The 24697-nt window shown below is 42.8% G+C and carries 24 protein-coding genes; all 24 read right to left on the bottom strand.

What is annotated here, in order from left to right; genetic code table 11:
• Nucleotides 1-2: 2 nt before the first annotated feature.
• Nucleotides 3-968, bottom strand: coding sequence for a flagellar motor protein MotB (locus PSH41_RS11060; RefSeq protein ID WP_273589036.1), 966 nt, complete (start codon nt 966-968; stop codon nt 3-5).
• Nucleotides 969-973: 5 nt separating this feature from the next.
• On the bottom strand, nt 974-1738 hold the full coding sequence (locus PSH41_RS11055; protein WP_004588312.1) for a flagellar motor protein: 765 nt from the start codon (nt 1736-1738) through the stop codon (nt 974-976).
• Nucleotides 1731-2876, bottom strand: a complete 1146-nt coding sequence (locus tag PSH41_RS11050) for a protein-glutamate methylesterase/protein-glutamine glutaminase (protein WP_029773813.1) — start codon at nt 2874-2876, stop codon at nt 1731-1733. Before PSH41_RS11050 ends, PSH41_RS11055 begins: the two co-directional genes overlap by 8 nt.
• A gap of 51 nt (nt 2877-2927) precedes the next feature.
• Nucleotides 2928-5141, bottom strand: a complete 2214-nt coding sequence (locus PSH41_RS11045) for a chemotaxis protein CheA (protein ID WP_273589035.1) — start codon at nt 5139-5141, stop codon at nt 2928-2930.
• A 15-nt stretch (nt 5142-5156) separates the two neighbouring features.
• Nucleotides 5157-5924 carry a protein phosphatase CheZ gene (locus PSH41_RS11040; RefSeq protein WP_054983004.1) on the bottom strand — a complete coding sequence of 256 codons (768 nt, stop codon included), beginning with the start codon at nt 5922-5924 and terminating at the stop codon, nt 5157-5159.
• Nucleotides 5925-5939: 15 nt separating this feature from the next.
• Nucleotides 5940-6323: a chemotaxis response regulator CheY gene (gene cheY, locus PSH41_RS11035; RefSeq protein WP_004588308.1), complete on the bottom strand. Its 384-nt coding sequence runs from the start codon at nt 6321-6323 to the stop codon at nt 5940-5942.
• A gap of 41 nt (nt 6324-6364) precedes the next feature.
• Nucleotides 6365-7075: an RNA polymerase sigma factor FliA gene (locus PSH41_RS11030; protein WP_273589081.1), complete on the bottom strand. Its 711-nt coding sequence runs from the start codon at nt 7073-7075 to the stop codon at nt 6365-6367.
• 26 nt (nt 7076-7101) lie between these two features.
• Nucleotides 7102-7962: a MinD/ParA family ATP-binding protein gene (locus PSH41_RS11025; protein ID WP_054983003.1), complete on the bottom strand. Its 861-nt coding sequence runs from the start codon at nt 7960-7962 to the stop codon at nt 7102-7104.
• On the bottom strand, nt 7955-9430 hold the full coding sequence (flhF, locus tag PSH41_RS11020) for a flagellar biosynthesis protein FlhF (protein ID WP_273589034.1): 1476 nt from the start codon (nt 9428-9430) through the stop codon (nt 7955-7957). The genes PSH41_RS11025 and flhF overlap by 8 nt, the downstream gene beginning before the upstream one ends.
• 22 nt (nt 9431-9452) lie before the next feature.
• On the bottom strand, nt 9453-11564 hold the full coding sequence (gene flhA / locus PSH41_RS11015) for a flagellar biosynthesis protein FlhA (protein ID WP_024032312.1): 2112 nt from the start codon (nt 11562-11564) through the stop codon (nt 9453-9455).
• Nucleotides 11565-11769: 205 nt separating this feature from the next.
• Complete coding sequence (flhB, locus tag PSH41_RS11010; protein WP_054983002.1) at nt 11770-12903, bottom strand: flagellar biosynthesis protein FlhB; 1134 nt, start codon at nt 12901-12903, stop codon at nt 11770-11772.
• A gap of 8 nt (nt 12904-12911) precedes the next feature.
• Nucleotides 12912-13691, bottom strand: a complete 780-nt coding sequence (fliR, locus tag PSH41_RS11005) for a flagellar biosynthetic protein FliR (protein ID WP_004588302.1) — start codon at nt 13689-13691, stop codon at nt 12912-12914.
• Nucleotides 13692-13693: 2 nt separating this feature from the next.
• Nucleotides 13694-13963: a flagellar biosynthesis protein FliQ gene (gene fliQ, locus PSH41_RS11000; RefSeq protein ID WP_004588301.1), complete on the bottom strand. Its 270-nt coding sequence runs from the start codon at nt 13961-13963 to the stop codon at nt 13694-13696.
• A 42-nt stretch (nt 13964-14005) separates the two neighbouring features.
• Nucleotides 14006-14749, bottom strand: coding sequence for a flagellar type III secretion system pore protein FliP (gene fliP, locus PSH41_RS10995; protein WP_024032315.1), 744 nt, complete (start codon nt 14747-14749; stop codon nt 14006-14008).
• A 4-nt stretch (nt 14750-14753) separates the two neighbouring features.
• Nucleotides 14754-15137, bottom strand: coding sequence for a flagellar biosynthetic protein FliO (fliO, locus tag PSH41_RS10990; RefSeq protein WP_004588299.1), 384 nt, complete (start codon nt 15135-15137; stop codon nt 14754-14756).
• Nucleotides 15134-15532, bottom strand: a complete 399-nt coding sequence (gene fliN / locus PSH41_RS10985; RefSeq protein ID WP_004588298.1) for a flagellar motor switch protein FliN — start codon at nt 15530-15532, stop codon at nt 15134-15136. Before fliN ends, fliO begins: the two co-directional genes overlap by 4 nt.
• Nucleotides 15533-15552: 20 nt before the next feature.
• Entirely contained in the window at nt 15553-16644 is a 1092-nt protein-coding gene (gene fliM, locus PSH41_RS10980; RefSeq protein WP_004588297.1) for a flagellar motor switch protein FliM, read from the bottom strand.
• 9 nt (nt 16645-16653) lie between these two features.
• Nucleotides 16654-17187: a flagellar basal body-associated protein FliL gene (gene fliL, locus PSH41_RS10975; RefSeq protein WP_004588296.1), complete on the bottom strand. Its 534-nt coding sequence runs from the start codon at nt 17185-17187 to the stop codon at nt 16654-16656.
• Nucleotides 17188-17244: 57 nt separating this feature from the next.
• The gene (locus PSH41_RS10970) at nt 17245-19230 is read right to left on the bottom strand and encodes a flagellar hook-length control protein FliK (protein ID WP_273589033.1); all 1986 of its coding nucleotides are present in this window, start codon (nt 19228-19230) and stop codon (nt 17245-17247) included.
• 89 nt (nt 19231-19319) lie between these two features.
• On the bottom strand, nt 19320-19766 hold the full coding sequence (gene fliJ, locus PSH41_RS10965) for a flagellar export protein FliJ (protein ID WP_004588294.1): 447 nt from the start codon (nt 19764-19766) through the stop codon (nt 19320-19322).
• A complete protein-coding gene (fliI, locus tag PSH41_RS10960) occupies nt 19766-21100 on the bottom strand; it encodes a flagellar protein export ATPase FliI (RefSeq protein WP_064386714.1) in 1335 nt (444 codons plus the stop codon). Before fliI ends, fliJ begins: the two co-directional genes overlap by 1 nt.
• A gap of 18 nt (nt 21101-21118) precedes the next feature.
• Nucleotides 21119-21928 (bottom strand): flagellar assembly protein FliH, encoded by an 810-nt coding sequence (gene fliH, locus PSH41_RS10955; RefSeq protein ID WP_273589032.1) that lies wholly within the window; start codon nt 21926-21928, stop codon nt 21119-21121.
• Nucleotides 21929-21931: 3 nt separating this feature from the next.
• Entirely contained in the window at nt 21932-22972 is a 1041-nt protein-coding gene (fliG, locus tag PSH41_RS10950) for a flagellar motor switch protein FliG (protein WP_004588291.1), read from the bottom strand.
• On the bottom strand, nt 22965-24680 hold the full coding sequence (gene fliF / locus PSH41_RS10945) for a flagellar basal-body MS-ring/collar protein FliF (protein WP_004588290.1): 1716 nt from the start codon (nt 24678-24680) through the stop codon (nt 22965-22967). Before fliF ends, fliG begins: the two co-directional genes overlap by 8 nt.
• Between the last annotated feature and the right edge of the window lie 17 nt (nt 24681-24697).

Here is a 24697-nt window from a genome sequence, read left to right as displayed (position 1 = left end):
AATTACTGTTCATTGCGCGTGGTGATTCTGATGCCACCATGAGGTAAACGAATTATTTTAATAGAGTTATCATCAGAGGGAAGTTCCACCTCTGGCTCAGGCGTAGCTTGTTGCACTTGCTCATCAGGCTCAGCTTCATTTTCGGTGGTTTGTTGTACTAAGCCATACTTAGAAAGCGCAATAACAACTTTACGATTCTCTGCTCGACCTGCTGCGGTGTCGTTATCGGCAAAAGGTGAGTATTGCCCATACCCCTCGATTGCCATTCGCGCTGGGTTAATTCCTAACGTTTCTAATTCAACTAAAATAGAGGTCGCACGTGCAACTGACAACTCCCAGTTAGAGCGAAACATTTCATTGCGAATACTTTCGTTATCTGTGTAACCTCTTACCCTTATGTAGTTATCTACTGGGGCAATAATATCTTTTACAATTTTCACGACTTGCTTAGCTCGCGCATGGGCCACAGAGCTACCACTTGAGAACAGCATTCCTGAACTTAGCTCAATAATAAGCCAATCTTGGTTGAGCTCTAAACTGGCTTCTCCATCACGAATTTCATCAATAAGTGCTGAATGTAATTTAGTTAACAAACTATCGAGTGGTTTACCTAAATGTTTTTGTTTTATATTGCTGGTATCACTATGTCCATCTAGCAGCTCTGGGCCAGACTCCTGTTTTTGAATGCTCTCACCGTACAATAACTCTTGCTCTGGGGTAACACGGTCAGTAAGTAGCCCTTCACCAGTAACGCCCTCACCTTGTTGCGATTGCTGCCTTGCTGATTTGTCAAAAACCTGTTCTAGGGAGTCTGAGAGGATTTGAAAACTTTCTTCTTTATTTATGGCAATGGCATACATAACCACAAAAAAGGCAAACATAATGGTCATATAATCAGCATAAGAGACTAACCAACGTTCTGTATGTTGATTTTTTTCAGCTGATTGACGTAAGCGCCGGCGTAACATAAAAGTTACTCTACCACGACATTAGGGCGCTCTGTGCGATAAGCTTCAAGCTTTAATTCTATGTTAATAGGACTTTCGCCAAGGCTTATAGCAATCACCCCTTCGGCCATCATTTCATGGTAAAGCATTTTTTGCTCCACTCGCTGCTTAAGCTTATTGGCCATAGGTAAAAATAATAAGTTAGCTAAACCCACCCCATATATTGTTGCAATAAATGCGGTGGCGACCCCTGCACCTAGCTTTTGAGGGTCGGTAATAAATGACATTGCTTGAATAAGACCAAGTACAGCCCCTAAAATACCTATAGTTGGGCTATATCCGCCCATGGCTTCGTACACTCTACTTGCTTCAAGTAAGCGGTCTCGTTCAAGCATTAAATCTATTTCTAAGGTGTCGCGTAGCTTTTGCTCCGAACACCCATCTACTAGTAAGCTAAGCCCTTTTGCTGCATAAGGATCTGGGTGACTAAGTGCCTCTTTTTCAAGCGCTAAGTACCCTTCCTGGCGAGCTTTATGCGACCACGTTTTAATTTGCTCTATGGCTTGCTCAATATTGTACTGGGGTGAAAAAAACACCCAATGGCTCATGCTTAGCGTTTTTTTAAAGGTGCTTGTCGCCGTTTGCAACATAACAGCCCCTAAGGTGCCGCCAAGTACAATAATAAGTGCAGGGCCATTAAATAACGCCGTGACAACGCCACCCTCTAAAGAGTAACCAATCGCTATAGCGCCCAGCGCAATGATTAACCCTAAAACAGAGAGCTTATCCACAACCAGTCTCTCTTTTTATTCTTGCTGCTACGTCGTTTAACGCTAAATGCTCAGAGGCAAGCCCAGCGTTAGCAATAGCTTGAGGCATACCGTATACCACACAGCTTTTTTCATCTTGCGCCCAAATTGTTGCGCCAGATTGCTTAAGCATTCGCGCGCCATCACGTCCATCAGCGCCCATGCCGGTTAAAACAATAGCAAGTACGTCTCCTTGGTAGCTTTTAGCAACACTTGCAAAAGTAACATCAACGCTTGGTTTGTAGCTTATTCGTTCACTATTATCTTCAAATACACGCAACGTTTTGTTACCACTTCGCCCCTCCACCATCATTTGCTGTCCACCAGGTGCTAAGTAGGCTGTGCCGGCTTCTAGCCTGTCACCTTGTTGCGCTTCTTTAACGCGTATTTTGCAAAGGCTATTCAAACGTGCCGCAAACGCAGGCGTAAATGCCGCCGGCATGTGCTGAATTAACAAAATAGGGTGTGCAAAGTTAGCAGGTAATTGGGTTAATATAGTTTGTAAAGCAACTGGCCCGCCAGTTGAAGTGCCAATAGCCACTATTTGATAGTGTTTACCGCTGGCACGCGTGGGCATACTGGGTGTAGTTGTTGTCTGCACTGGGGCAGCACGTTGAAAGCTTCTATCAGGTTGTTTAAGCGAAGAGCTTGTTGTGGCTAGTTTGCTTGCAGGTGGAGCTGTAGTCTTACTTGATGTTAATGGCCTAACAGGGCGTGGTGCACGCCTGCGACCAATTTCCTTCACTTTGGCTTGCAATAACTTGATTGCATCTTCGTTATTTCGTGCAATGTCTTCAAACTTTTTCGGTAAAAAGTCCATAGCTCCGGCATCAAGTGCATCTAAAGTTGCGGTTGCACCGTCGCGGGTTAATGAAGAAAACATAAGTATTGGCGTTGGGTTACTCGCCATAATTTCTTTTACTGCGCTAATACCATCAAGCACAGGCATTTCTACATCCATGGTGATCATATCTGGACGTAACTGCGCTGTTTTTTCTACGGCTTCTCTACCGTTAACAGCAAAACCTATTACTTCAATACCGCTGTCTTGTTCAAGAATTTCGCTTACTCGACGGCGAAAAAAACTGGAATCGTCAACAACTAAAACTTTTACGGCCATTGCGCTCTCTTATTAAATTTATGTGTAGGCATACACAGGTATGCCTACATTTTATCCTGCGTAATGCTTAAGCATATTAGGTACATCCAGAATCAGCGCAATACCACCGTCAGATGTAATTGTTGCACCAGCCATTCCAGGCGTACCTTGTAATAACGCATCAAGAGGCTTAATAACAACTTCTTCTTGGCCAATTAATGAATCAACCACAAAGCCAACTTGCTGAGTACCTATTTGTACAATTACCACATGACCTTGCGCTTTTCGCTGAGAACAATCAGCACCTTTAACTAGCCAATGCTCTAAGTAAAATAGCGGTATCGCTTTTTTACGAACAATAATTGTAAGCTGACCATCTACAACATTGGTTTTGGTTAAATCTAAGTGGAATATTTCACTCACACCAGCAAGTGGTAACGCAAACGTTTGCTCACCAACAATAACCATCAGCGTAGGTAAAATAGCCAGTGTTAATGGTACTTTTATCTCTAAAATAGTCCCTACGCCCAACTCTGACTGTATACTCACAGAGCCATTAAGCTGCGTAATTTTAGTTTTTACTACATCCATGCCTACGCCACGGCCAGAAATATCAGATATCTCTTCTTTGGTCGAAAAGCCTGGTGCAAATATTAAGTTATACGCTTCTGTATCTGATAAGCGACTAGCCTGATCATGGTCAATAACGCCTTTACTGATCGCTATTTTTTTCAGTTTTTCCGCATCCATACCTGCACCATCATCTTTAATGGTTAACAAAATATGGTCGCCTTCTTGCGAAGCCGATAATGTAACGTTACCGGTTCTAGGCTTACCCGCAGCTTCACGCGCTGCTGGCATTTCAATACCATGGTCAACTGAGTTTCGCACTAAATGCACCAACGGATCGGCCAGTGCCTCAACTAAGTTTTTATCTAAATCGGTTTCTTCACCTACAAGCTGTAAATCAATTTCTTTATTTAAGCTACGGGCTAAGTCACGTACTACGCGAGGGAATCGGCCAAACACTTTTTTGATAGGCTGCATTCGCGTTTGCATTACTGCACCTTGAATATCAGCAGTGACCACATCAAGATTTGATATCGCCTTACCCATCGCTTCACTGTCTGTATTGGTCGCTAAACTGACCAACCTATTTCGTACTAATACCAACTCGCCAACCATATTCATTATTTGGTCTAAACGCTTTGTATCAACACGTACTGTGGTTTCAGCAGGTGGAGGCGTAGCTTTTTTGGGTGCAGCGCTACTCGCTGGTTTTTCAGCCACTTTAGGTGTAGGCGCAGCGGCTTTTGCCGCCGGAGCTTGTTTTGCTGCAGGTGCTGGCGTAGGTTTTGCTGGCGTTTGTGCTACAGGTGCAGCCTTAGGTGGCTGCGGTGCAGGTGTGTCAGCTTCTTTTGATTCTGGTGCGGCGCCTTTACCATGCAGTTCATCAAGCAGTGCTTCAAATTCATCATCGCTGATTTCATCATCACCGCTATCATTTGCAACAGCCGCTGGTGGTGCTGTGTGTTTTACTTCTGGCTCACTGCTTGAAGTATCTCCTGCAACCGGACCAAAACTACCTACACCGTGTAATTCATCTAATAAACTGTCAAATTCATCATCGGTAATATCTGAACTTGAATCTGGCTCTGCACTTGCACTTGGTTGCGACACCGGGCTTTGCCCTTTGCCGTGTAGCTCATCGAGTAAGCTTTCAAATTCATCTTCTGTAATTTCATCAATTTGCGTGCTATCTGCTGAAGGGCTTGAACCTGCCACATCAAATAGTTCATCAAATGCAAATGGGTCTTCATCATCTATTGCGCTAACGGGAGCTGCGGGTTCTTGTTCAACAACTTCGGGGGCTGTTTCAGTAAGCTCGTCATCCGTAGGCGGTTGACCAAGTTTGTGAAGGGTTTCTAGTAATTGAGGGTCTGCTGGGTCTGGCTGTTCGCGGTTTTGAATAGTGGCAAACATTTCATTAATGGTATCTAGTGCTTGTAAAATCACATCCATTAATTCTGAATTAACGGTTCTAACCCCTTGGCGTAAGAGATCAAATACGTTTTCAGCACCATGACAAGCATCAACAAGCTCAGTCATAGCTAAAAAGCCTGCTCCCCCTTTTACGGTATGAAAGCCCCTAAAAATAGCATTTAGTAACTCAGTATCTTCTGGGTTATTTTCTAGCTCAACTAACTGTTCAGATAAAAGCTCTAGGATTTCTCCAGCCTCTACAAGAAAGTCTTGTAAAATATCTTCATCGACTTCAAAGCTCATGCAGTTACTCTCCTCTTAGAAGCCCAAACTTGATAATAGGTCATCGACCTCGTCTTGGTCAGATACAACATCATTTCGCGACTCTTTATCAATAATAGGGCCTTCAGGACCTGCTAATGTTTGTGCGGCAACCTGTTCTTCTGTTTCTTGTTGTTCTTTACTTTCAGCAATGCTGTCATCTTGTGCAGCAAATGCTGTTAAAAGGTGGATTAAACTTTCTTCTACTTCTCTGACTAATTCAATTACACGGCGGATAACCTGGCCGGTTAAATCTTGAAAATCCTGCGCCATTAGTACATTAGTCATTAAAGTTTGCAACTCATCGGTTTTATGATGAGAGCTGTTCATAAACTTGTCGATGCTGTGGCATAAGGTTTTAAACTCGCCCAGCTCTATTTCGCGGTTCATAAGCCTATCCCAAGTAGGCTTAATATGTGCAATTTCATCTGCTAGCTGCTGCGCAATAGGAAGGCTTGCTTCGACCGCATCCATTGTCTTATTAGCTGCATTTTCTGTCATTTCCATGACATAGTTTAAGCGCTTTTTCGCATCCGGAATTGCATCAGTGGTTAAATCGGTTAAACGCGTATCAAGTTCAAAGCTTTTAAGGGCTTCGTGTAATTGGCGTGTTAACTTACCTACTTCAGCAAAAAGCTGCGATTGCTCTTGAGAGGCAGTATCTAAAATTAATTGATCAGCTTTATCTTGCTCACCGTTTTCTAAAAAAACGACGAGCTGACGAGCTTGTTCTAAAGTAATTTGAGGCGCAGCTGGTGCTGACATAAGCCTCTCCTCTCATTAACCTAAGCGTTCAAACACTTTTTCTAATTTAGTTTTCAAAGTACCTGCAGTAAATGGCTTAACAATGTAGCCATTAACACCTGCTTGCGCTGCCGCTATTATTTGTTCTTTTTTAGCTTCTGCCGTCACCATTAAAACCGGAATATGTTTTAATTTTTCGTCAGCTCTAATGGCTCTTAGCAAGTCAATACCCTGCATGCCTGGCATGTTCCAATCGGTTACAACAAAGTCAAAAACCTGATTTTGCAACATAGGTAATGCTGTAGAACCATCGTCAGCTTCTTGAACATTCGTGAACCCTAGGTCACGCAACAGATTTTTTATAATACGTCTCATTGTAGAGAAATCATCAACAACAAGAATTTTCATGTTTTTATCCAAAACATCCTCCGGTGAGGTCTTAACCTATAATTTACTTACTACTAGTTTATCCAGTCATTGATTTTTGCTTTGAGCTTAATCATCGCCTGACCATGTATCTGACTTACACGCGATTCACTTACATCGAGTATATGCCCAATTTCTTTTAAATTCATTTCATCGTTGTAATACAAAGAAAGCACCATTGCATCTCGCTCTGGTAAAGACTTTATTGCCTCTAACAATGAATTATTAAACCGTTCATTTTTAACATTACTAAATGGTTTGTCTAGCGCTAAATCTTGACCTGCAGGGCTAATAACATCTTCATCTACTCCTAGGTCTTCTATACCAAGCACTTTACTGGAATTAACATCATTTAAAATATGATGGTATTCTTCTAGCGAAATATCAAGTTTTTCAGCTACTTCAGTATCTTTTGGTTCTCTATTTAAGCTATTTTCTAATTCTGTGATAGTTTCGGCTACTAATCGGCTTTTACGGTGCACCGAACGTGGTGCCCAATCCCCTCTGCGCATTTCATCAAGCATAGCGCCGCGGATACGAATACCTGCAAACGTTTCAAAGCTTGCCCCTTTACTGGCGTCAAAGTTTTTTGAGGCCTCGATAAGGCCAATCATTCCCGATTGAATTAAGTCATCAAGCTGAACACTAGGAGGAAGACGAGCTATTAAATGGCACGCCACTTTTTTGACAAGCGACGCGTGCTTTTCAACAATCACATTTAAATTTTGTGTTGATTGATATCCCATAGCTCTTTTCACCGATGTTGTCATAATCAGCCGTTTACTAGCTTCTCAATGAAAAACTCTAAATGTCCTGAAGGTTGATTAGGTATAGGCCATTTTACTGCTTTTGTCGCTAATGTTTTAAACGCGACTGCTGCTGGTGAATTAGGGAAAAGATCGACAATTACTTTTTGTTTACGCGTAGATTTACGCATATTTTCATCATATGGAATAGTCGCAACAAGCTCCATAGACACATCTAAAAAGCGGTCTGTTACTTTAGAGAGCTTTGCAAAAAGCTCTTGGCCCTCGCGCATACTGCGCACCATGTTTGCAACAATTTTAAATTTATAAACGCCATGCTCGCGGCTAAGTACTTTAATAAGCGCGTAGGCATCAGTAATAGAGGTCGGCTCATCACACACCACCACCATGACATCTTGCGCTGCACGAGAAAAACTCAGCACCATGTCAGAAATACCAGCGGCGGTATCTACAATTAAAATATCAAATTCGGTATTAAGCTCACTAAAGGCACGAATTAACCCAGCATGCTCAGATGGGGTTAGCTCCACCATACTTTGCGAGCCTGATGTAGCAGGCACGATTTTAATACCGCCTGGGCCTTCAACTAAAATCTCGTCAAGTTCGCACTCGCCTGAAAGGACATGAGATAAGTTTTTTTCAACACGTAGTCCTAGCATTACATCACAATTAGCTAGGCCTAAATCGGCATCTAATACTAATACACGATTACCCTGCTGCCCTAAAGCAATAGCAGTATTTAAAGAGACGTTGGTTTTACCCACCCCTCCTTTACCGCCGGTGACAGCGATAACTTTTACGCCGTTGTTGTTGTTTTGACTCATTTTGCGCAGGCCGCTTGCTTGATCTAATACTGTGTTAATCATACATCCCTACTGTGCTTGGCGCCACTGCTTGGTGCCTTGAATGTTGTGCTTTTGCTCTTTTTAAATACAATTGCTCAGCTTTTTTTACTAGTTTTTCAGCATTTGCAACGCGAATATCTTCTGGTACACGCTGACCATTAGTAAGATACCCTATTGGAAGGCGATTTTGAATCGCTATACTAATAATCTCACCTAAACTTAATGATTCATCTAACTTAGTGAAAATACAACCGCTTAGCTGAACCTTTTTAAAATGTCTTACGGTTTCTTGCAGTACATTTATTTGTGCTGTGGCACTTAATACTAAATAACTACGTATATCTACTCGCTGGTTGCGCATTAACGTATTTAATTGCTCTGTAAGGCGTAAATCACGTTGGCTCATACCCGCTGTATCAATTAATACTAGACGCTTATTGCGTAAATGATATAAAACTTCAGCTAATTCATTGGCATCTTTTACTTGTTTAACACCACAACCAATAATACGACCATATGTTGCAAGCTGCTCATACGCACCAATTCTGTATGTATCAGTTGTGATTAGGGCAACTTTGTCGGCGCCATACTTTTGTGCGCCTAATGCGGCAAGTTTAGCTACTGTGGTTGTTTTACCTACACCAGTAGGCCCTACAAGGGCGTACACACCCCCTTGGCGAAGAATTTCGTTGTTGGTGGTTTGCATTTGATCTTCAACCATTTGCAATAATGCTTTCCAACCTTGCTGACGCGATACGTCATCTGGAATAAAACACGCCATTTGCTCTGCAACGTCTTTATCTATTCCCATGCCAACTAAACGGTCAATCATGCATGCACGTGTAGGGTCGCGACGTGCCATATCTTGCTGCATTAAACCCGATACTTGGTGTTCTAGTAACTGGCGAATTGCGTTCATTTCATCACGCATCGCGATCATTTGGGCGCTTTCGTTGTTATTAGCTTGAGGACGCGGAGCCACAGGCGCATCTAAATCGTCAAAGTCTTGATCTAAGTCATCAAAGCCTAGGCTGTCTGCTTGGGTTTGCATGCGTTTTGGCGCTTCATTTTCGCGTGCAAACATATTTGTCGTACGTGGCTGTGCTGGCTCTTGGTAATGCTCAGACGTATCAATACCTGATTGCGAAAACATAGAGGCAAGCTCAGGAGAGCGAGGGCGTGGCGACTGGCGCTCTAATAAAGCTTGTAAGCTATCAGCTACTTTTGCTTGTGGCTCAGGTTGCGCACGCTTAGGCTCTGGCTTTACAAAGTTATGAGTAGGCTGTTGCACGGCTCTTTGCGGAGCAGGCGCTGCCTGTGGTTGCGCTGCGGCTTTAGGGGCTGCTTTGTCGTAATCTACTGCGGCAACAATTTCTACACCATTAGCGAGTTTTTTGTTCGACATAATAACGGCATCAACACCTAGCTCATCTTTAACTTCTTTCAGTGCGGTGCGCATATCTTTGGCAAAAAAACGTTTAATCTTCATGGTTCAACCCCTGTTAAAATCTTTATTGTTGGCCTACTGAGCTGACAATCTTGATCTGTCTTTCATCTGGTACCTCTTGATAAGACATCACCCTTAAACCCGGTATGGTGTACTTAACAAAACGAGATAACACAGTGCGTAACATTCCTGACGTTAGCAATATTGAAGGTTCTCCGGCCATTTCTTGATTCTGATGCGCTTCGTTTAATGATGTTTGAAGTCGCTCAGCAAGGCTTGGTTCTATTCCGGCACCTTCGTCGCCTGCATTTTGCAATGACTGATGCAACATCTGTTCCAACTCAGGCGCCAAGGTTATGACAGGGATTTCTGATGACATTCCCACAGCGTCTTGAACTATTAAACGGCGCAGCGAAATACGCACTGCAGCTGTTAAAACATCGGCATCTTGGCTACGTGGGCCGTACTCTACAAGGGTTTGAACAATAGAGCGCATATCACGAATAGCCACACCTTCGTTTAATAAATTTTGCAGTACTTTTACAACGGTTGTCAGTGGTAGTACTTCTGGCACTAACCCTTCGACTAAACGTGGATGGCTTTTAGCTAACATATCAAGCAGGTTTTGAACCTCCTCATGGCCTAGTAATAATGCGGCACTGTTAGTTAATAACTGGCTAATGTGGGTGGCTACCACAGTGGCTGAGTCAACCACGGTGTAACCTAGTGATTGTGCTTCGTCTTTTTGATCAGGCTTTATCCACACCGCATCTAGGCCAAATGCTGGGTCTTTGGTTTCAACCCCTTTAATAGGGCCAAATACTTGCCCAGGGTTGATGGCCAGTTCATCGCCATGTTTGAGTTCGCCTTCACCACTTGAAACACCCATCATGGTAATACGGTACGCATTAGGGTCTAACTCTAAGTTATCGCGAATATGTACAGGCGGTACTAAAAAGCCAAGCTCCTGAGATAGCTTTTTACGCACCCCTTTAATTCGGTTGAGCAGCTCACCACCTTGAGATTGGTCAACAAGCGGAATAAGCCTGTAGCCAACTTCTAAGCCAATAACGTCAATTTGTTGTACATCGTCCCATCCAAGCTCTTTTTGCTCTTGCTTGTTTGCAACGCCAGTACCGGCAACGGCACCACTTTCAGCCTCTTGGGCAGCTAGAGCAGCGGCTTTTAATTTTTGCTGCTGAGTAAAGTAAGCTAAGTAGCCAAGTAGTGCGCCTAAACTTAAAAAAGCAATATGAGGCATACCCGGAACCAACCCCATAATGATTAAAATACCTGAGGCGATAAATAATGATTTTTCGTTACCTAATTGGGCTTTAAATTGCTCACCCATGTTATGTGATTCGTTTTGGCGAGTAACAACAATAGCAGTACCAATAGAGAGTAATAATGAAGGAAGCTGCGCCACAAGGCCGTCACCAATGGTAAGTAAAGTATATACTTCCATTGCGCGGCTAAAGCTCAAGTCGTGTTGGATCATGCCCACAAATAAGCCGCCAACAATATTAATAATTAATATCACGATACCGGCAATGGCATCGCCTTTTACAAACTTACTCGCCCCATCCATAGAGCCGTAAAAGTCAGCTTCGCGGGTTACTTCACTGCGGCGCTCACGTGCTTGCTCTGCACTAATAAAGCCAGCGTTTAAGTCGGCATCAATCGCCATTTGCTTACCCGGCATAGCATCTAACGTGAAACGAGCCGATACTTCAGAAATACGCCCAGCGCCTTTGGTTATTACTACAAAGTTTATGATGATCAAAATTAAAAAAACCACTAAACCTACCGCGTAGTTTCCGCCAATTACCACTGAGCCAAACGCTTCAATTACCTTACCAGCCGCATCGCCCCCGTTGTGACCCTCAAGGAGCACCACGCGTGTACTGGCAACATTGAGGGCTAAACGCATAATTGTAGCGATTAACAGTACCGCCGGAAACATGCCAAATTCGAGAGGTTTCATGGTGTAAACAGTCACCAGTAAAACAACTAAGGCAAGGGCAATATTAAATGAAAATAATATATCAAGAAGAAATGGCGGCAGCGGTAAAATAACCATACCCAGCGCTGCAAGTACTAATAGCGGTGTGCCAACACCTTTGGCATACTCTTTTTTATCTTTGTTAAGTTGTTGTAATACCGCTTTAAAATCCATAACTCTACAATTCAATAAATTGACACTAGCCTGAAATTGCAATAACTATTCCAAGTATAGAGTCAGCAATAGATTCATTGAGTATTGATGCAAAATTTAAAGCTGGTTAGAGACAAGAGCGTATGGGCTTTATGGTTTGAATTTGCAGCCCCGTATTGGTATTTAGGCAAGGCGCCCCTGTAAAGTGTGGTTAGCTCAGCTTACCCTAATCGTATTTAAAATCATCCGGAATAGGAAGTTTAGACTTAAGAGGGATGGGGCGCTTTCCGCGGCCTTTTTTAAACCGTTTAAGCTGAAATACATAAGCTAAAACTTGTGCGACAGCGGTAAATAGCTGATCTGGGATCTGTTGGCCTATTTCGGCGGTATGATAAAGCGCGCGCGTAAGCATAGGAGATTCTACAATCGGCACTTCGTTACCTTTGGCTATTTTACGAATTTGCATAGCCATTTCATCTATCCCTTTGGCAAGTACAATCGGTGCACCTGCTCGCTCAGTATCGTATTTTAGCGCCACAGAATAGTGAGTAGGATTGGTTACAATTACGTCGGCATCGGGGACATCTTGCATCATTCTTCGCTGCGACATTTGTCTTTGTGTTTGCCTAATGCGCGCTTTAATTTGCGGATCACCCTCTGAGTTTTTGTACTCGTCTTTGATCTCCTGCATAGTCATTTTAAGTTGTTTGTTGTGGTTATAACTTTGATAAGGCGCATCTATTGCGGCAATAATCACCAAAGTGCACGACAACCCTAAAAACATCCACGAGAGTATTTCAAGGGCATGAATTATATTACTAGGTGCGCTTTCAATACTTAAATGCAAAATTTCATCAAAAAAAGTTTGAATCAAAAACACCGCAAAAATAGCCACCAGCGCAAACTTTAATATAGATTTTACAAGCTCTATCGCTGCTTGTGGTCCAAACATGCGTTTAAAACCCTTCATTGGCGACATTTTACTGGGTTTAGGTGCCGCGGCTTCCCAACTAAAGTTAAAGCCGCCGAGTAAGGTATTTCCTATAAATGCTGCAATAACAATAATTAAAACAAACATCGCCATAGGAAACAGCAGCGCACTGGCCACCTCACTCCACACCGCAAACATTTTAGTGGTGTCGTAGGTTTCGCTGCGATTTAAAGACAGCATCCTGCCCATAATATTGTATAAGCCTTTGCCTATTTCGGGCCCATATAACAGCAACGAAATTGCAGAAAAAATAAGTACAAACATAGTACCTAATTCTTTTGAGCGTGCTATTTGGCCTTTCTTTTTAGCATCTTCGAGCTTTTTGGAGGTGGGTTCTTCTGTTTTTTCTTGTCCTGAATCTTCAGCCATTGCCCCTCCTACACCGTACAGCCAACAAGGCTACACATTAGCTCAATCATTTTTAACCACTGAAATTCAAATTGGGTTACAAAATTACCCAAGGTGGCCCAAATAATCATTAAACCGGCAACTAATGTAAACGGAAAACCTATTGAGAAAATATTTAATTGCGGTGCTGCGCGAGTCATAATACCAAATGAAATATTAATAATGAGCATGGCCGTTAGGGGGGCTAAAGCCAATACCAATGCAGTGGTAAACATCCAGCTGCCCCACGTTACTATGTCCCAGTAATGATCAACAGCCCACCACTGGCCATTTATAGGCAACACCGAAAAACTATGCACCACCATTTGAATCATCATTAAATGGCCATTAAAAACAAAAAATAACAAAGTCGCTAAAATTAAGTAAAACTGGCCAACTGCAGGCACGCTCGCACCATTTGAAGGGTCTATAACAGAGGCAAAGCCCAAACCGGTTTGCATTGCCAGTATTTGCCCAGCAAGCACAAAGGTATTTAGCATTAGCGTAGAAGCAAACCCTATTGCAACACCTATCAACATTTGCTGTATAACCACCAGCACCATTTCAAAAGAAAATAAATTAGTAAATGTAGCAGGAGGCAGCGCTGGCACCACTAAAAACGTTACCACTACCGCCAATCCCATTTTAATGCGTGTAGGTACGTTTTGTGCGCCTAAGCCCGCCATAATCATGATCATAGAGCTGATGCGAACTAAAGGCAGTAAAAAATCACTTAACCATTGAATAACAACAGAAAAAGGAAATTCCACAATTAGCCTGCAATTTCAGGAATGAGTAACACTAGGCGGGTAAAAAAGTCCATTAGCTCTTGAGTAAGCCAATGCCCACCTACAATAAGTGCCCCAATGGTAATTAATAAGCGCGGTAAAAAACTTAGGGTTTGTTCATTAATTGAGGTTGCCGCTTGGAACACCGCCACCACTAAACCAACAAGTAAACCTGGTACCACAATAGCTGATACCAGCTTAATAACTAAAAACAGTGCATCGCTAAGAATATCAACAAAAATTTCTGGTTCCATGTTGTACTCCTAATGTTTAAAAGTGCGAATGTAAAACATGGTTTATGTCCCTAAGCCAAAGCTTTTGGCTAACGTGCCCATTACTAGGCTCCAGCCATCGACCAGTACAAATAACATTATTTTAAAAGGCAAGGACACTATCATGGGCGAGAGCATCATCATACCCATGGCCATTAATACCGAGGCAACCACTAAATCCACAATTAAAAACGGTATAAAAAACATAAACCCAATAATAAACGCGGTTTGTAGTTCACTGGTCACAAATGCAGGTATTAACACAATAAGTGGCGTGGCCTCTGGCGAATCAAGCTGGTCATAACCTGCTATTTTGGCAAACGTTTCTAAGTCTTTTAATCGTACCTGCGAGAGCATAAAGGCCTTCATGGGCTCCTTTGCAAGCTCTAATGCTTGTACCGAAGTAACTTGTTCATTTAAATAGGGTTCTATCGCACGTTCGTTAACTTGCTGATAAATAGGCGCCATAATAAAAATACTTAAAAAAAGCGACATCCCTAATAAAACTTGGTTTGAAGGTGTTGATTGTAAACCAATGGCTTGGCGCAAAATGGCCAGTACAACAATAATACGGGTAAACGAAGTCATCATAATTATGGCGGCAGGAATAAAGCTCAGCGCCGTCATAATTGCCAGTACTTGCAAGGTTACAGAGTAATCTTGCGTCCCGTCGGCATTGGTTGTAATGGTTAGAGCGTCTATGCCCTCTGCACTGCTTGCGGCAGGTACAAATAACACAGCTAAAATAATCAGCAGCCACTTTATCATAGGGTTAATTCTTTTTATTTTGATTCGTTTGCGGGTTTAGTAGTTTGCTAAATCGCTTAGCAAGTTCTGGCAGTTCTTTTTCACTTAACGGCGTGTCTAATTTATGTAAGTAGTTAATACTGTGCGGGGTGACCCCTAATAAATGCTGTGCATTATCTATTTCAACCACCATTAAGCGCTCTCGAGAGCCAAGCGGTAAGCTTCGTACCACTTTAAATTCTTCGCTATTAGCTAAATTTGGGTTAAGTTTTTTAACAAAAAATGCCAGCACTACAATCAGTACTAGCACCGCAACCAACGACAACACCATAGACAAAATGTCGGCCGTAGGTGTTAACGTTTCTGCCTTTGTAAATACTGAGTTTGTTAAAGCAGCAAGGGAGCTCATCGTAATTTTTTGATCCGCTCTACCTGGCTAATAACATCCGTTAAACGAATACCAAATTTATCATTCACTACAACCACTTCGCCATGGGCAATGAGCGTACCATTTACTAATACATCCAGTGGTTCACCGGCTACGCGGTCTAGTTCAACAACAGAGCCTTGGTTTAGCTGCAGTAAGTTACGAATATTTATTTTAGAGCGCCCTACTTCCATAGAAATGGTCACAGGAATATCTAAAATTGTATCGAGTTTACGTTTTTCGTCACCGCTAAGTTCATGTTTAGCATCACTTAGTTCATCAAGCTCTGCTACATGCGCTTCGGCGCTCTCATCACCGCCTTCGGCTTCAGCTAGGGCTGCTGCCCATTCGTCCATTGTGTCTTGATCATCGCTCATACTTTTAACCTTTTAATCAATTACCAGTCTAAGTCTACACCGTCAGAAAGGTGTAAATCATCTTCTAGTTCTGCTAATTCTGCATCTGAATCAATTTTCTTGCCGCCTTTGGTAAATACATGCAGCTCAGATTTAACTGAATCAGGGCGTTTAATTTTTTCACTAATTTGTAGCGCAACGTTATCGCGAGAGCGACCCATTTTAGCTCTAAATGTAGGTAACTCCTCAACAAATACCGTAATATGCTCTGGCATTTCTACCGGTATAATATCGCCCGCTTTAAGTTCCATTATTTGTTTAAGAGACAAATCCACCTCAAGAAGTTGAGTCGACATATCCACCTCAACGTCCATAATTTCATCGCGTAAAGCTTTGCTCCAGCGCAAATCGGTGTCTTCTGTATCCGATTGTACACCCGCATCTAATAGCTCTCTAATGGGTTCAAGCATTGAATACGGCAGAGCAATGTGAAAATCGCCGCCACCGCCATCTAATTCAATATGAAAAGAGCTAATAACCACAACCTCAGTAGGGCTCACAATGTTGGCCATTGCTGGGTTTACTTCTGAATCGAGGTATTCAAACGACACGTCCATAACCGGTGCCCATGCTTCTTTGTAATCTTCAAAGATAATTTTTAGTAGCATTTGCACGATTCGACGTTCGGTAGGGGTAAATTCGCGGCCTTCAATTTTGGCATGGTAACGCCCGTCACCACCAAAAAAGTTATCTACCAAAATAAACACTAAACGTGCTTCCATGGTGATAAGGCCAGTGCCTTTTAGCGGTCTAAAACGCACCATATTTAAACTTGTTGGTACAAATAAGGTATGAATATATTCGCCAAATTTAATCATTTGTACGCCATTAATCGACACCTCTGCGGTGCGGCGCATCATGTTAAATAAGCTTATTCGCATATGACGAGCAAATCGCTCGTTAACAATTTCCAGGGTCGGCATGCGACCACGCACGATCCGATCTTGCGAAGAAAAGTCGTACTGTAATGTACTGCCTTCGCCGTCTTCACCTTCGTGTATATCTTCCTCTTCGACTTCATCAACGCCGTGTAAGAGTGCATCAATTTCGTCTTGGGATAATAAATCGCTCACGCTAGCCCCTTATTGCATCACAAAGCCGGTAAACAATACCCGCTCAATTACTTTTGTGCCTTCAACATCATTCAGCGCAGCTTGCACTTTTTCAAGCGCAGTAAAGCGTAATGTTTCTTTGCCTGCACTGGTGCTGAGTTCATCAGCTGTGGTGGTTGAAAACACGCTTAATAAGGTGCCTTCAATCAGTGGGATGTGCTTTTTAGCGGTTTCTTCATTTACATCGCCACGCACAAGTAATTGCACTTTTATTTGTACAATTCTATCTCTGCTTGACCCAGGTACATTAAACACAAAGGGTCTTGGCATAGCAACATACAAGGCACTGCCCATTTCGGCTGAAGAGCCTGAAGGTGTAGCCGAGTCGCTTTGCGCTGCGGTTGTTGTTTCTTCATCTAATGTTTCAACGGGTGCATCATCGCCCGCCATAAAAAAATAGCCTGCACCACCGCCAACAACAAGCAGTACTGCCACTATGATTATGATCAGCTTTTTTTTGCTTTTACCGGTTTCTTCTATTTCTAAACTTGTTTCTTCGGCCATTGTGATTCCTTTTTTAGCAAAGGTACTTGCTTGTTTTAGTTATTATAATAGCAGTACTTAGGCATAGTAATCTATTGATGATGAAGTTTGTTGTCGAGAACTTTGTGGGTTAGCTCCATCTTGCTCATCATTTTTATCCTGCTGTGTATTTTTATTAGCCGTTTGACCTTGTGATTGCCCTTCGCCTTCATCGCTTTGCTCATTACCAGATTGCCCGTAAGAAATCGTACTTTCACCTAAATCAATTCCCTGCTCGGCTAACATTTCACGTAAGCGCGGCATTGATTGTTCAAGTGCTTCTTTAGCTTGCTGGTTTTGCACTACAAAATTTATTTGTGCTTGTTCAGCATCACTTCTGATACGAATTTGCATACTGCCCATTTCTGGCGGATCTAAGCGAATTTCAGCTTCTTTATTGCTAATGCTTAGCATTGAAGATACACGCTCTTGAAGCATTTTAGCTGCATCACTTTTAACAATATTAATAGCCTGCATCATACTTGCATCTATATTTACCTGCTTAACCTGCGCGGTGCTGCTTTGTAATTGCTGCGACTGTATAGCTTGGCTCTCTAAAATAGACTGCTCATAACGAGCGTTGTCGTACTGAGTATTTATTTGTGCCTGCGTGTTATTAATGCCATCGGTTATCAACGTAAACACCTGAGCTACACGCGATAAACCAGTATTTGTTTTAGGCTCTTTAAGTAAGCTTTCCTGCTCGGCCTCTAGGGCGTTTAACTCTTCTGGATTTACACCGTCTTGCTCAATACTAGAGGGTGCTTCAGCATTAATCATGGCTTTATTTTGCGGTGTATTCGCATTCATTGCAGCATTACTGGCTTGCTGCGCATTTAAAGCCGTATTTGCAGAGCTCGACACACTTTGCGCTTTGCTCTCACTAAGCTGCGTATCAAGCATAGTTTGTAAGTTGCTTATTGTTTCATTTACTTTTTTGAGTGTATCACCTGTTGGTTGCTCGTTACTCACATAGCTTTTTAATTGACTAAGTAGCGCCTGCTTTTCATCGCTATTTAAGTTTTTTAACTGAGATTGAACTAGCTCACCGCGCGTGCTTGTCTCTTTTTCGTTTTGTACGACAAACTCTGTCAGTAATTGTTTAACGGAGCTTGCACGATCATCACCTTCACTTGGCGTGGTTTCAGTAAATGAGCTTTTAACGTGCTCGTTTAATTGTGCACGTTGCGCTTCGCTTAATGAGTTGAGTACTTTAGATGTAGTTGATAGCTCTGATTGCGTAGATGAACGAGTCAGGTCTTTGGCTAATTGCTCTATGTCTGCATCGCTTATAGGCAGCGCACTTTCAGCATTTAATACAGTGCCTGGCGCTTTTGTATTCTCAGCACCTTTACCTTCATTATTAACAGAGGCTGCACTGCTATTAGCTTTATTAATTTGTGTTTGCACCGCTTCTGCTATTGGGTTTTTAGCGGCACTACTTGCTAGGCTCTCATTTTTTAAAGAAGGGGCTAAATTTTCTCCAGCGCTTTGCTTAGCTGCTTTAGTTTCAAGCTCGGCGTTTGTAAACGCGCTTTTTTTGCCATTGCTATTATCGTCAGCTAAAAGAGTATCATCGGCTTTAGTCGTTATGGCATCTGCTTCATCAGTTTCACCTAATTGCGAAGCTAAAAAGTTGACACTTTTATCACTCTTTTTAGCACTTAAATCGCTAAAATCATTATCGCTACTGCCGTGTTTTTTTACACTTACGTCAATCACTTGCGAGGAGTTTATTTGTGCTAAAACGCTATCGCCAGATAATAACGTATCTTGCGTGTCATCACTTGATGAAGCTGTCGGTTTTTTGCTATTGGCTAGCTGCTTATCATCTGTTGGCAATAAAGAGCCTGCTTGGCTAGGAGCCTCAGAATTAGCAGGCAATACAAAGGGTTTGTCTGCATCTTGTAGCTGGCTTAAAAAAGCATCACCAGATTCGTTACCTGCAGGTAAGTTATTGTCTTTAAATGCTAAAAAAGAGTCTTTTTCAGCTGTTGCCAACATTGAAATATCGTTTATTGCCATAATTCACCTACACAGCACTGCGGCAAGTTGCCACCGCACTTTGCCAAAATTAATTACCACCTACCAATATAGCAATAAACGCGCCAGAGTTATAAACTTTTACGGCGCTGAAAAAATTGATTAGCAGAAAACTCGTCCAGCATTTTTTGCTCACTCTTTGCCATTAGCGCCGCCGCTTTTAGGTTTTGTTTTTCAATTAATTTTGCTACGGCTTTTGCTTTTACCTGCTGCTTTAACCACAAAGCTTTACGCTGTGTTACAACTTGCTTTGCGGTATTGACCGTACTGGCTTGCTGGCGAATCGCTTCTTCAATTTTTGCTATAAAGGCATGGTACTGACCAAAGCCCGCGCTTGATAAACCGGACTTTCCTTTCACATGTAATTGCTGAGAGTATTCTAATCTAAAGTTATTTAACCCTTGCAGCTTTTGTTGGTTAGCTTGTAAATTTTGATTGGCTTGTAAGTAGCTCATGCGCAGATTTTCTTCTTTGTCGTTTTCGAGCTTAAGCAGTAAATCGAGCTTATTTTTTGCCATTATGCTTGTCCTAGTAATTGAGCTAGGCCGTGTAAACCATCGTCGTAACTTATTACATCACGCATACCTTGCTGTAAAAACGCATTTACGCGCGGCATCATATTTATAGCTTGATCAAGCATTTGGTCAGCCCCTTTTTGATACGCACCTAAGGTGATCATATCTTTATTTTGCTGATACATTGAATACACTTGTTTTAATACGCGGGCCTGCTGCATATGAGGCTCAGACACCACTTGCGGCATAACACGAGAAATTGATTTTTCGATATCTATCGCGGGGTAATGACCGCTATCGGCTAAGTCACGCGAAAGTACAATATGCCCATCTAAAATAGCACGTGCAGCATCGGCTATTGGGTCTTGCATATCATCGCCCTCACTAAGCACTGTAAAAAACGCAGTGATAGACCCTTGCCCTTCACCGCCATTACCCGCTCGCTCCACCAGCGCCGGTAATTTAGCAAATACAGAAGGCGGATACCCTTTTGTAGCAGGAGGTTCGCCAACCGCTAGCGCTATTTCGCGTTGCGCCATGGCGTAACGGGTTACTGAATCAAGCAATAACAATACGTTTAAACCTTGATCACGAAAGTACTCAGCAATGGTCACCGCACTTTCACAGCCTTTTAAGCGCATAAGGGGCGATGCATCAGCAGGAGCAGCTACCACAACAGAGCGTTTGCGCCCTTCTACACCGAGTATCTCTTCAATAAACTCTTTTACCTCACGGCCACGCTCACCCACTAGGCCAACCACAATAACATCGGCTTCACTGCCGCGGGTCATCATACCTAAGAGGACCGATTTACCTACACCAGAGCCTGCAAATAAACCCATACGCTGGCCTTGCCCTACAGTAATAACTGAATTTATAGCCCGTACACCTACATCCATAGGTTGGCTGATTGGTCTTCTAGCGAGGGGGTTTATGGGGTTTTGTGCAAACTTTAAATAGTGTTCGGCGTTAATTTTTCCCAAGCCGTCAAGCGGGCGGCCTAAGCCATCTACAACGCGGCCTAGTAGGCTCATACCAACAGGCAAGCCGGTATCATTTACTTGTGGAATAACACGCGCACCGGGTAACACACCGGAAATGTGGTCATTAGGCATTAAGTAAAGGGTTTGCTCACTAAAGCCCACTACCTCAGCATCTACAAACCCTGACATAGTTTCTATTTTGCATTGGCTGCCTACAGGCGCACGTAGCCCTTTCGCCTCAAGGGTTAAACCGACTACTCGGGTTAAAATACCTGCTACAGCAGGTTTAAACACTGCAATATGTTGTTGGTATTGATTTAAGCGTTCGCTTAGAGGTGCACGTTGAGCTGCCATAACACGCCACAAAAAAGATTAGATACCGCTATTATGCAAAAAGCTATCCAACGTTTCTTTGACACGGGTTTTTAGGGTCATATCTAAAGACGATTGTGGCGTTTTAACTTCGCAACCGCCGCGCTCGAGTGTGGGTTCTGCAATTAGCTGCCAATTATTATCTGCAATAGTTTGCTCACCATAGCTTTGCTTTACCAGTTCTAGGTCATCTGGGTTTAAATGCACACGAACTTTTTCTTGCTCAGTATTTAATGCATCTATGCTTTTTTTAAGCGTATGTAAAATAACATCGGGCGATATTTTAATTTCTTGATAGGTTATAGCTTCTGCCAACATAACCGCTAATTGCACTAAGTGCTTTTCTGCCAGTTCGTCCACTTTATCAAGCGGAGCGCTGAGGTTGTCGATTATGCTACGCAAGCTGGTTAACTGCTCTTCTATTAACGGCTTTACGTCTTCTTGGCCTTGTGTTTTACCAAGCTCTACGCCTTCTTTATAGCCTGCTTCTTTGCCCTCACCAACCCCTTTTTCAAAGCCATCTATGTAGCCTTGTTCGTGCCCTTGCTTTAGGCCTTCCTCATAAGCATCTTGCCTAATGCGCTCAAGCTCAGCCATAGTTAACGAAGGCAGTTCAGGCTCTTGCGGCTGAGTGTCTTCTACAGCTTCTTCTTCAACTTCTTTTTTATACAAATCAGAAAGTGGTGTGCCAAAAGCCGTTGAACGATTGCCAAAACTGCGCTCATCAGGAGCAACATCAGGTATTGGCCAGTTTTTTAAAAGCTCATCAGCTTCATCTGCATGTAAAGGGCGACCTTTTAATTTAGACATAGCTTACAGGAACTCCTCGCCACCGCCGCCGCCTAACTGAATCTCACCCGAGTCAGATAGACGCCTTGCTGTTGAAAGCACTTCTTTTTGGGCAGCTTCTACTTCACTTATTCTAACCGGCGCCATTGCTTCTAAGTCATCGGCAAGCATTTCGGCAGCACGTTTAGACATATTACCCAAAATTTTATCTTTAAGCGCTTCGTCAGTCCCTTTAATTGCTTTCATTAGTACGTCTTGCTGTACTTCACGCAATATGGCTTGAATACCGCGGTCATCCACATCCATAAGGTTTTCAAACACAAACATAAGATCTTGAATTTGCTGAGACATTTCTTCATCGTGTTCACGAATAGAGTCCATCAACTGCCCTTCTACATTTGTATCTAGGTAGTTCATTATATCTGCCGCGGCTTTTAAGCCACCCATTTTAGCGGCTTGTGCGCCTGCTTGGCCGGCAAATTGTTTTTCCATAATTTCGTTAAGTTCTTGTAATGCTGCAGGTTGCACTTCTTCAAGGTTCGCAATACGCATAGTTAAATCTAGGCGCACTTTTTCAGGAAATTGCGCTAGGATTTCTGCCGATTGCTCAGGCTCTAAATACGATAAGACAATAGTTTGAATTTGCGGGTGCTCATTACGAATAATATTGGCAACTTGCTTTGAGTCCATCCATTTAAGTGAATCTAAGCCTTTAGCGCCCGATCCCATTACAATTTGGTCTATTAAACTAGCTGCTTTATCTTCACCTAATGCGGCGGTAAGCGCCTTTTTAATAAAGTCTTCTGACTGGAAGCCAATTGTACTAAAGCTTTGTATTTGTTCTATAAATAAATTGTGGACTGCGCTTATTTTAGATTGTGACAAGTCATCTAGCGCGGCCATTGCCATACCCACTTTTTGCACTTGCTTAGGCTCTAAGTGTTTAAGTATTTGCGCTGCATCTTCTTCAGATAAGCTCAATAAAAGAATTGCAGCTTTATCTACGCCATCTAACTTGTCAACATCAAACGCTGGCGGGAGTTGTTTTTGTTCTTGATCAGTCATCTTCTGTTAACCACGCTTTCACTACTTGTGATGATAGTTCAGGTTCGTTCGCTACAAGTGCTCTTACCGCTTTAAGCAAATCTTCGTCGCCATGTAAATCTGGCAGCTGTAGTGTACCATCGCTTGAGAAGCCTACAGAAGCAGAATCAAAGTCTTTATTTAGCATATCTAGCGTGCTATCGCCAATATCCACCCCTGAGCTTAATGCATCTTCATCGTACTCTTCGAGCGTATCATCTGGGTATATTAAGCGTTTAAGCATAGGCTTAACAACTGCCATAATAAGCACAATAATAACCAGCGCACCCAGTACTAAGCGGACGATTTTCATAAACCAGTCCTGCTCCCACAGCGGTACTTCTAAATCTAAATCAACTGCTTCGCGTACAAATGGCACGGTTACCACCTCTAATGCATCGCCGCGTTGCATATCAAAACCTACCCCACCTTGTAATAGGCGACGTATATTTGACAAAGCCTCTACCGAGCGCGGCGCCATGGTTGTTTCGCCGTTTTCACCTACTTTTGGCACATAATCAACGGCAACCGAGACGCTAATTCTGCGAATAACCCCTGTTTGTTGGCGCTTATGCGAAATGGTGGTGTCTAGCTCAAAGTTACGTGTAGCCTCTTTATGCACTCGGCTTGGGTTCGTTGCTGTACCAGCATTGCCTTGACCTGCCACTTCTGGAATAGTTGAATTCATAGGTGGTTGATTAGTGAGTGCCCCAGGAATACCTACCGCTAAGCCACCAATGTTGTTCTCTTCAAATGTGGTTTCGCTTCTTACTGCTGGTAAGTCTGGGTTGTAGCGCTTTTGTGTTTCTTCTACTGAGCTAAAGTCCATATTTAAATCAACTTGCGCCGTGTAGTTACCCAAGCCGACTACAGGAATAAGAATACTGTCTATTTTCTCTAAATACTCTTGCTCACGCTTTCTTTCAATGTCGTACTCTTTACGAGAGCGTGCTGCTAATGAATCTTGTGAACCTGAATTAAGTAAGCGACCGTTTTGATCTGTTACCGTAACACGTGAAGGCTCAAGCCCTTGTACTGCAGAGGCAATCATATCAACCACTGAGTCAATCTCTTCGCCATCAAGCATTCTGCCGCGCTTAAGAGTCAATACCACTGTGGCTGATGGCTTTTTCTCTCTGCGTGCAAATACGTTTTCTTTTGGAATGGCTAATAGAACTTTAGCGCGTGTTACGTTGTTTAATTCTTCTATGGTGCGGGCAAGTTGTTGCTCGCGGCCATGTTTTAAACGTTCTCGCTCTAATCGTTGGCTAACACCAAAGCCCATATCTTGCATTATGATGTCGGTGCCTGAGGTAGGACCTTGTTCTAGGCCTTCACGGGCCATCAGCAATTTAATGTTTTGATACTCGCTTTCATCAACCGAAATCACGTTGCCGTCTAGCTCGTAGTCAATTTTTTGTGCATCTAAAAAATCAAGGGTTTGGATCAGCTCTTCTGTTGGCATTTTACCAAGCGGACGCATGTCTGGCTGACGTGCCCAAATAATCACGAAAATGGCAATAGCTAAACAAATAGCCAGCGCAATAATAAGGGTGACTTGGCGAAGCACGTCAACACCATTTAAGGCGCTTAAGTAGCCCGACTTTTGTTCTTGTTGCTCGTTATCTTCGCTTTGGTCAATACCGCCGCCAGCAAGAGCAAGATCTGTTGATTGATTAGATTGCGCCACAATAATTCTCCACTACC

It is taken from the genome of Pseudoalteromonas sp. CST2 (assembly GCF_028599385.1).
GTDB classification, from domain to species: domain Bacteria; phylum Pseudomonadota; class Gammaproteobacteria; order Enterobacterales; family Alteromonadaceae; genus Pseudoalteromonas; species Pseudoalteromonas atlantica.
This window is presented reverse-complemented; position numbering and strand designations above follow the sequence as displayed.

Coding starts and splice junctions, on each gene's coding strand:
- PSH41_RS11040 (WP_054983004.1), bottom strand. CDS start 5,924: ATGTCAGCACCAGCTGCGCCTCAAATTACTTTAGAACAAGCTCGTCAG.
- PSH41_RS11045 (WP_273589035.1), bottom strand. CDS start 5,141: ATGAGCTTTGAAGTCGATGAAGATATTTTACAAGACTTTCTTGTAGAG.
- flhB (WP_054983002.1), bottom strand. CDS start 12,903: ATGGCTGAAGATTCAGGACAAGAAAAAACAGAAGAACCCACCTCCAAA.
- fliN (WP_004588298.1), bottom strand. CDS start 15,532: ATGAGCGATGATCAAGACACAATGGACGAATGGGCAGCAGCCCTAGCT.
- fliQ (WP_004588301.1), bottom strand. CDS start 13,963: ATGGAACCAGAAATTTTTGTTGATATTCTTAGCGATGCACTGTTTTTA.
- PSH41_RS11025 (WP_054983003.1), bottom strand. CDS start 7,962: ATGATTAACACAGTATTAGATCAAGCAAGCGGCCTGCGCAAAATGAGT.
- flhF (WP_273589034.1), bottom strand. CDS start 9,430: ATGAAGATTAAACGTTTTTTTGCCAAAGATATGCGCACCGCACTGAAA.
- fliO (WP_004588299.1), bottom strand. CDS start 15,137: ATGAGCTCCCTTGCTGCTTTAACAAACTCAGTATTTACAAAGGCAGAA.
- flhA (WP_024032312.1), bottom strand. CDS start 11,564: ATGGATTTTAAAGCGGTATTACAACAACTTAACAAAGATAAAAAAGAG.
- fliI (WP_064386714.1), bottom strand. CDS start 21,100: ATGGCAGCTCAACGTGCACCTCTAAGCGAACGCTTAAATCAATACCAA.
- PSH41_RS11030 (WP_273589081.1), bottom strand. CDS start 7,075: ATGGGATATCAATCAACACAAAATTTAAATGTGATTGTTGAAAAGCAC.
- PSH41_RS11050 (WP_029773813.1), bottom strand. CDS start 2,876: ATGGCCGTAAAAGTTTTAGTTGTTGACGATTCCAGTTTTTTTCGCCGT.
- PSH41_RS11060 (WP_273589036.1), bottom strand. CDS start 968: ATGTTACGCCGGCGCTTACGTCAATCAGCTGAAAAAAATCAACATACA.
- fliH (WP_273589032.1), bottom strand. CDS start 21,928: ATGTCTAAATTAAAAGGTCGCCCTTTACATGCAGATGAAGCTGATGAG.
- fliL (WP_004588296.1), bottom strand. CDS start 17,187: ATGGCCGAAGAAACAAGTTTAGAAATAGAAGAAACCGGTAAAAGCAAA.
- fliP (WP_024032315.1), bottom strand. CDS start 14,749: ATGATAAAGTGGCTGCTGATTATTTTAGCTGTGTTATTTGTACCTGCC.
- fliG (WP_004588291.1), bottom strand. CDS start 22,972: ATGACTGATCAAGAACAAAAACAACTCCCGCCAGCGTTTGATGTTGAC.
- fliJ (WP_004588294.1), bottom strand. CDS start 19,766: ATGGCAAAAAATAAGCTCGATTTACTGCTTAAGCTCGAAAACGACAAA.
- PSH41_RS10970 (WP_273589033.1), bottom strand. CDS start 19,230: ATGGCAATAAACGATATTTCAATGTTGGCAACAGCTGAAAAAGACTCT.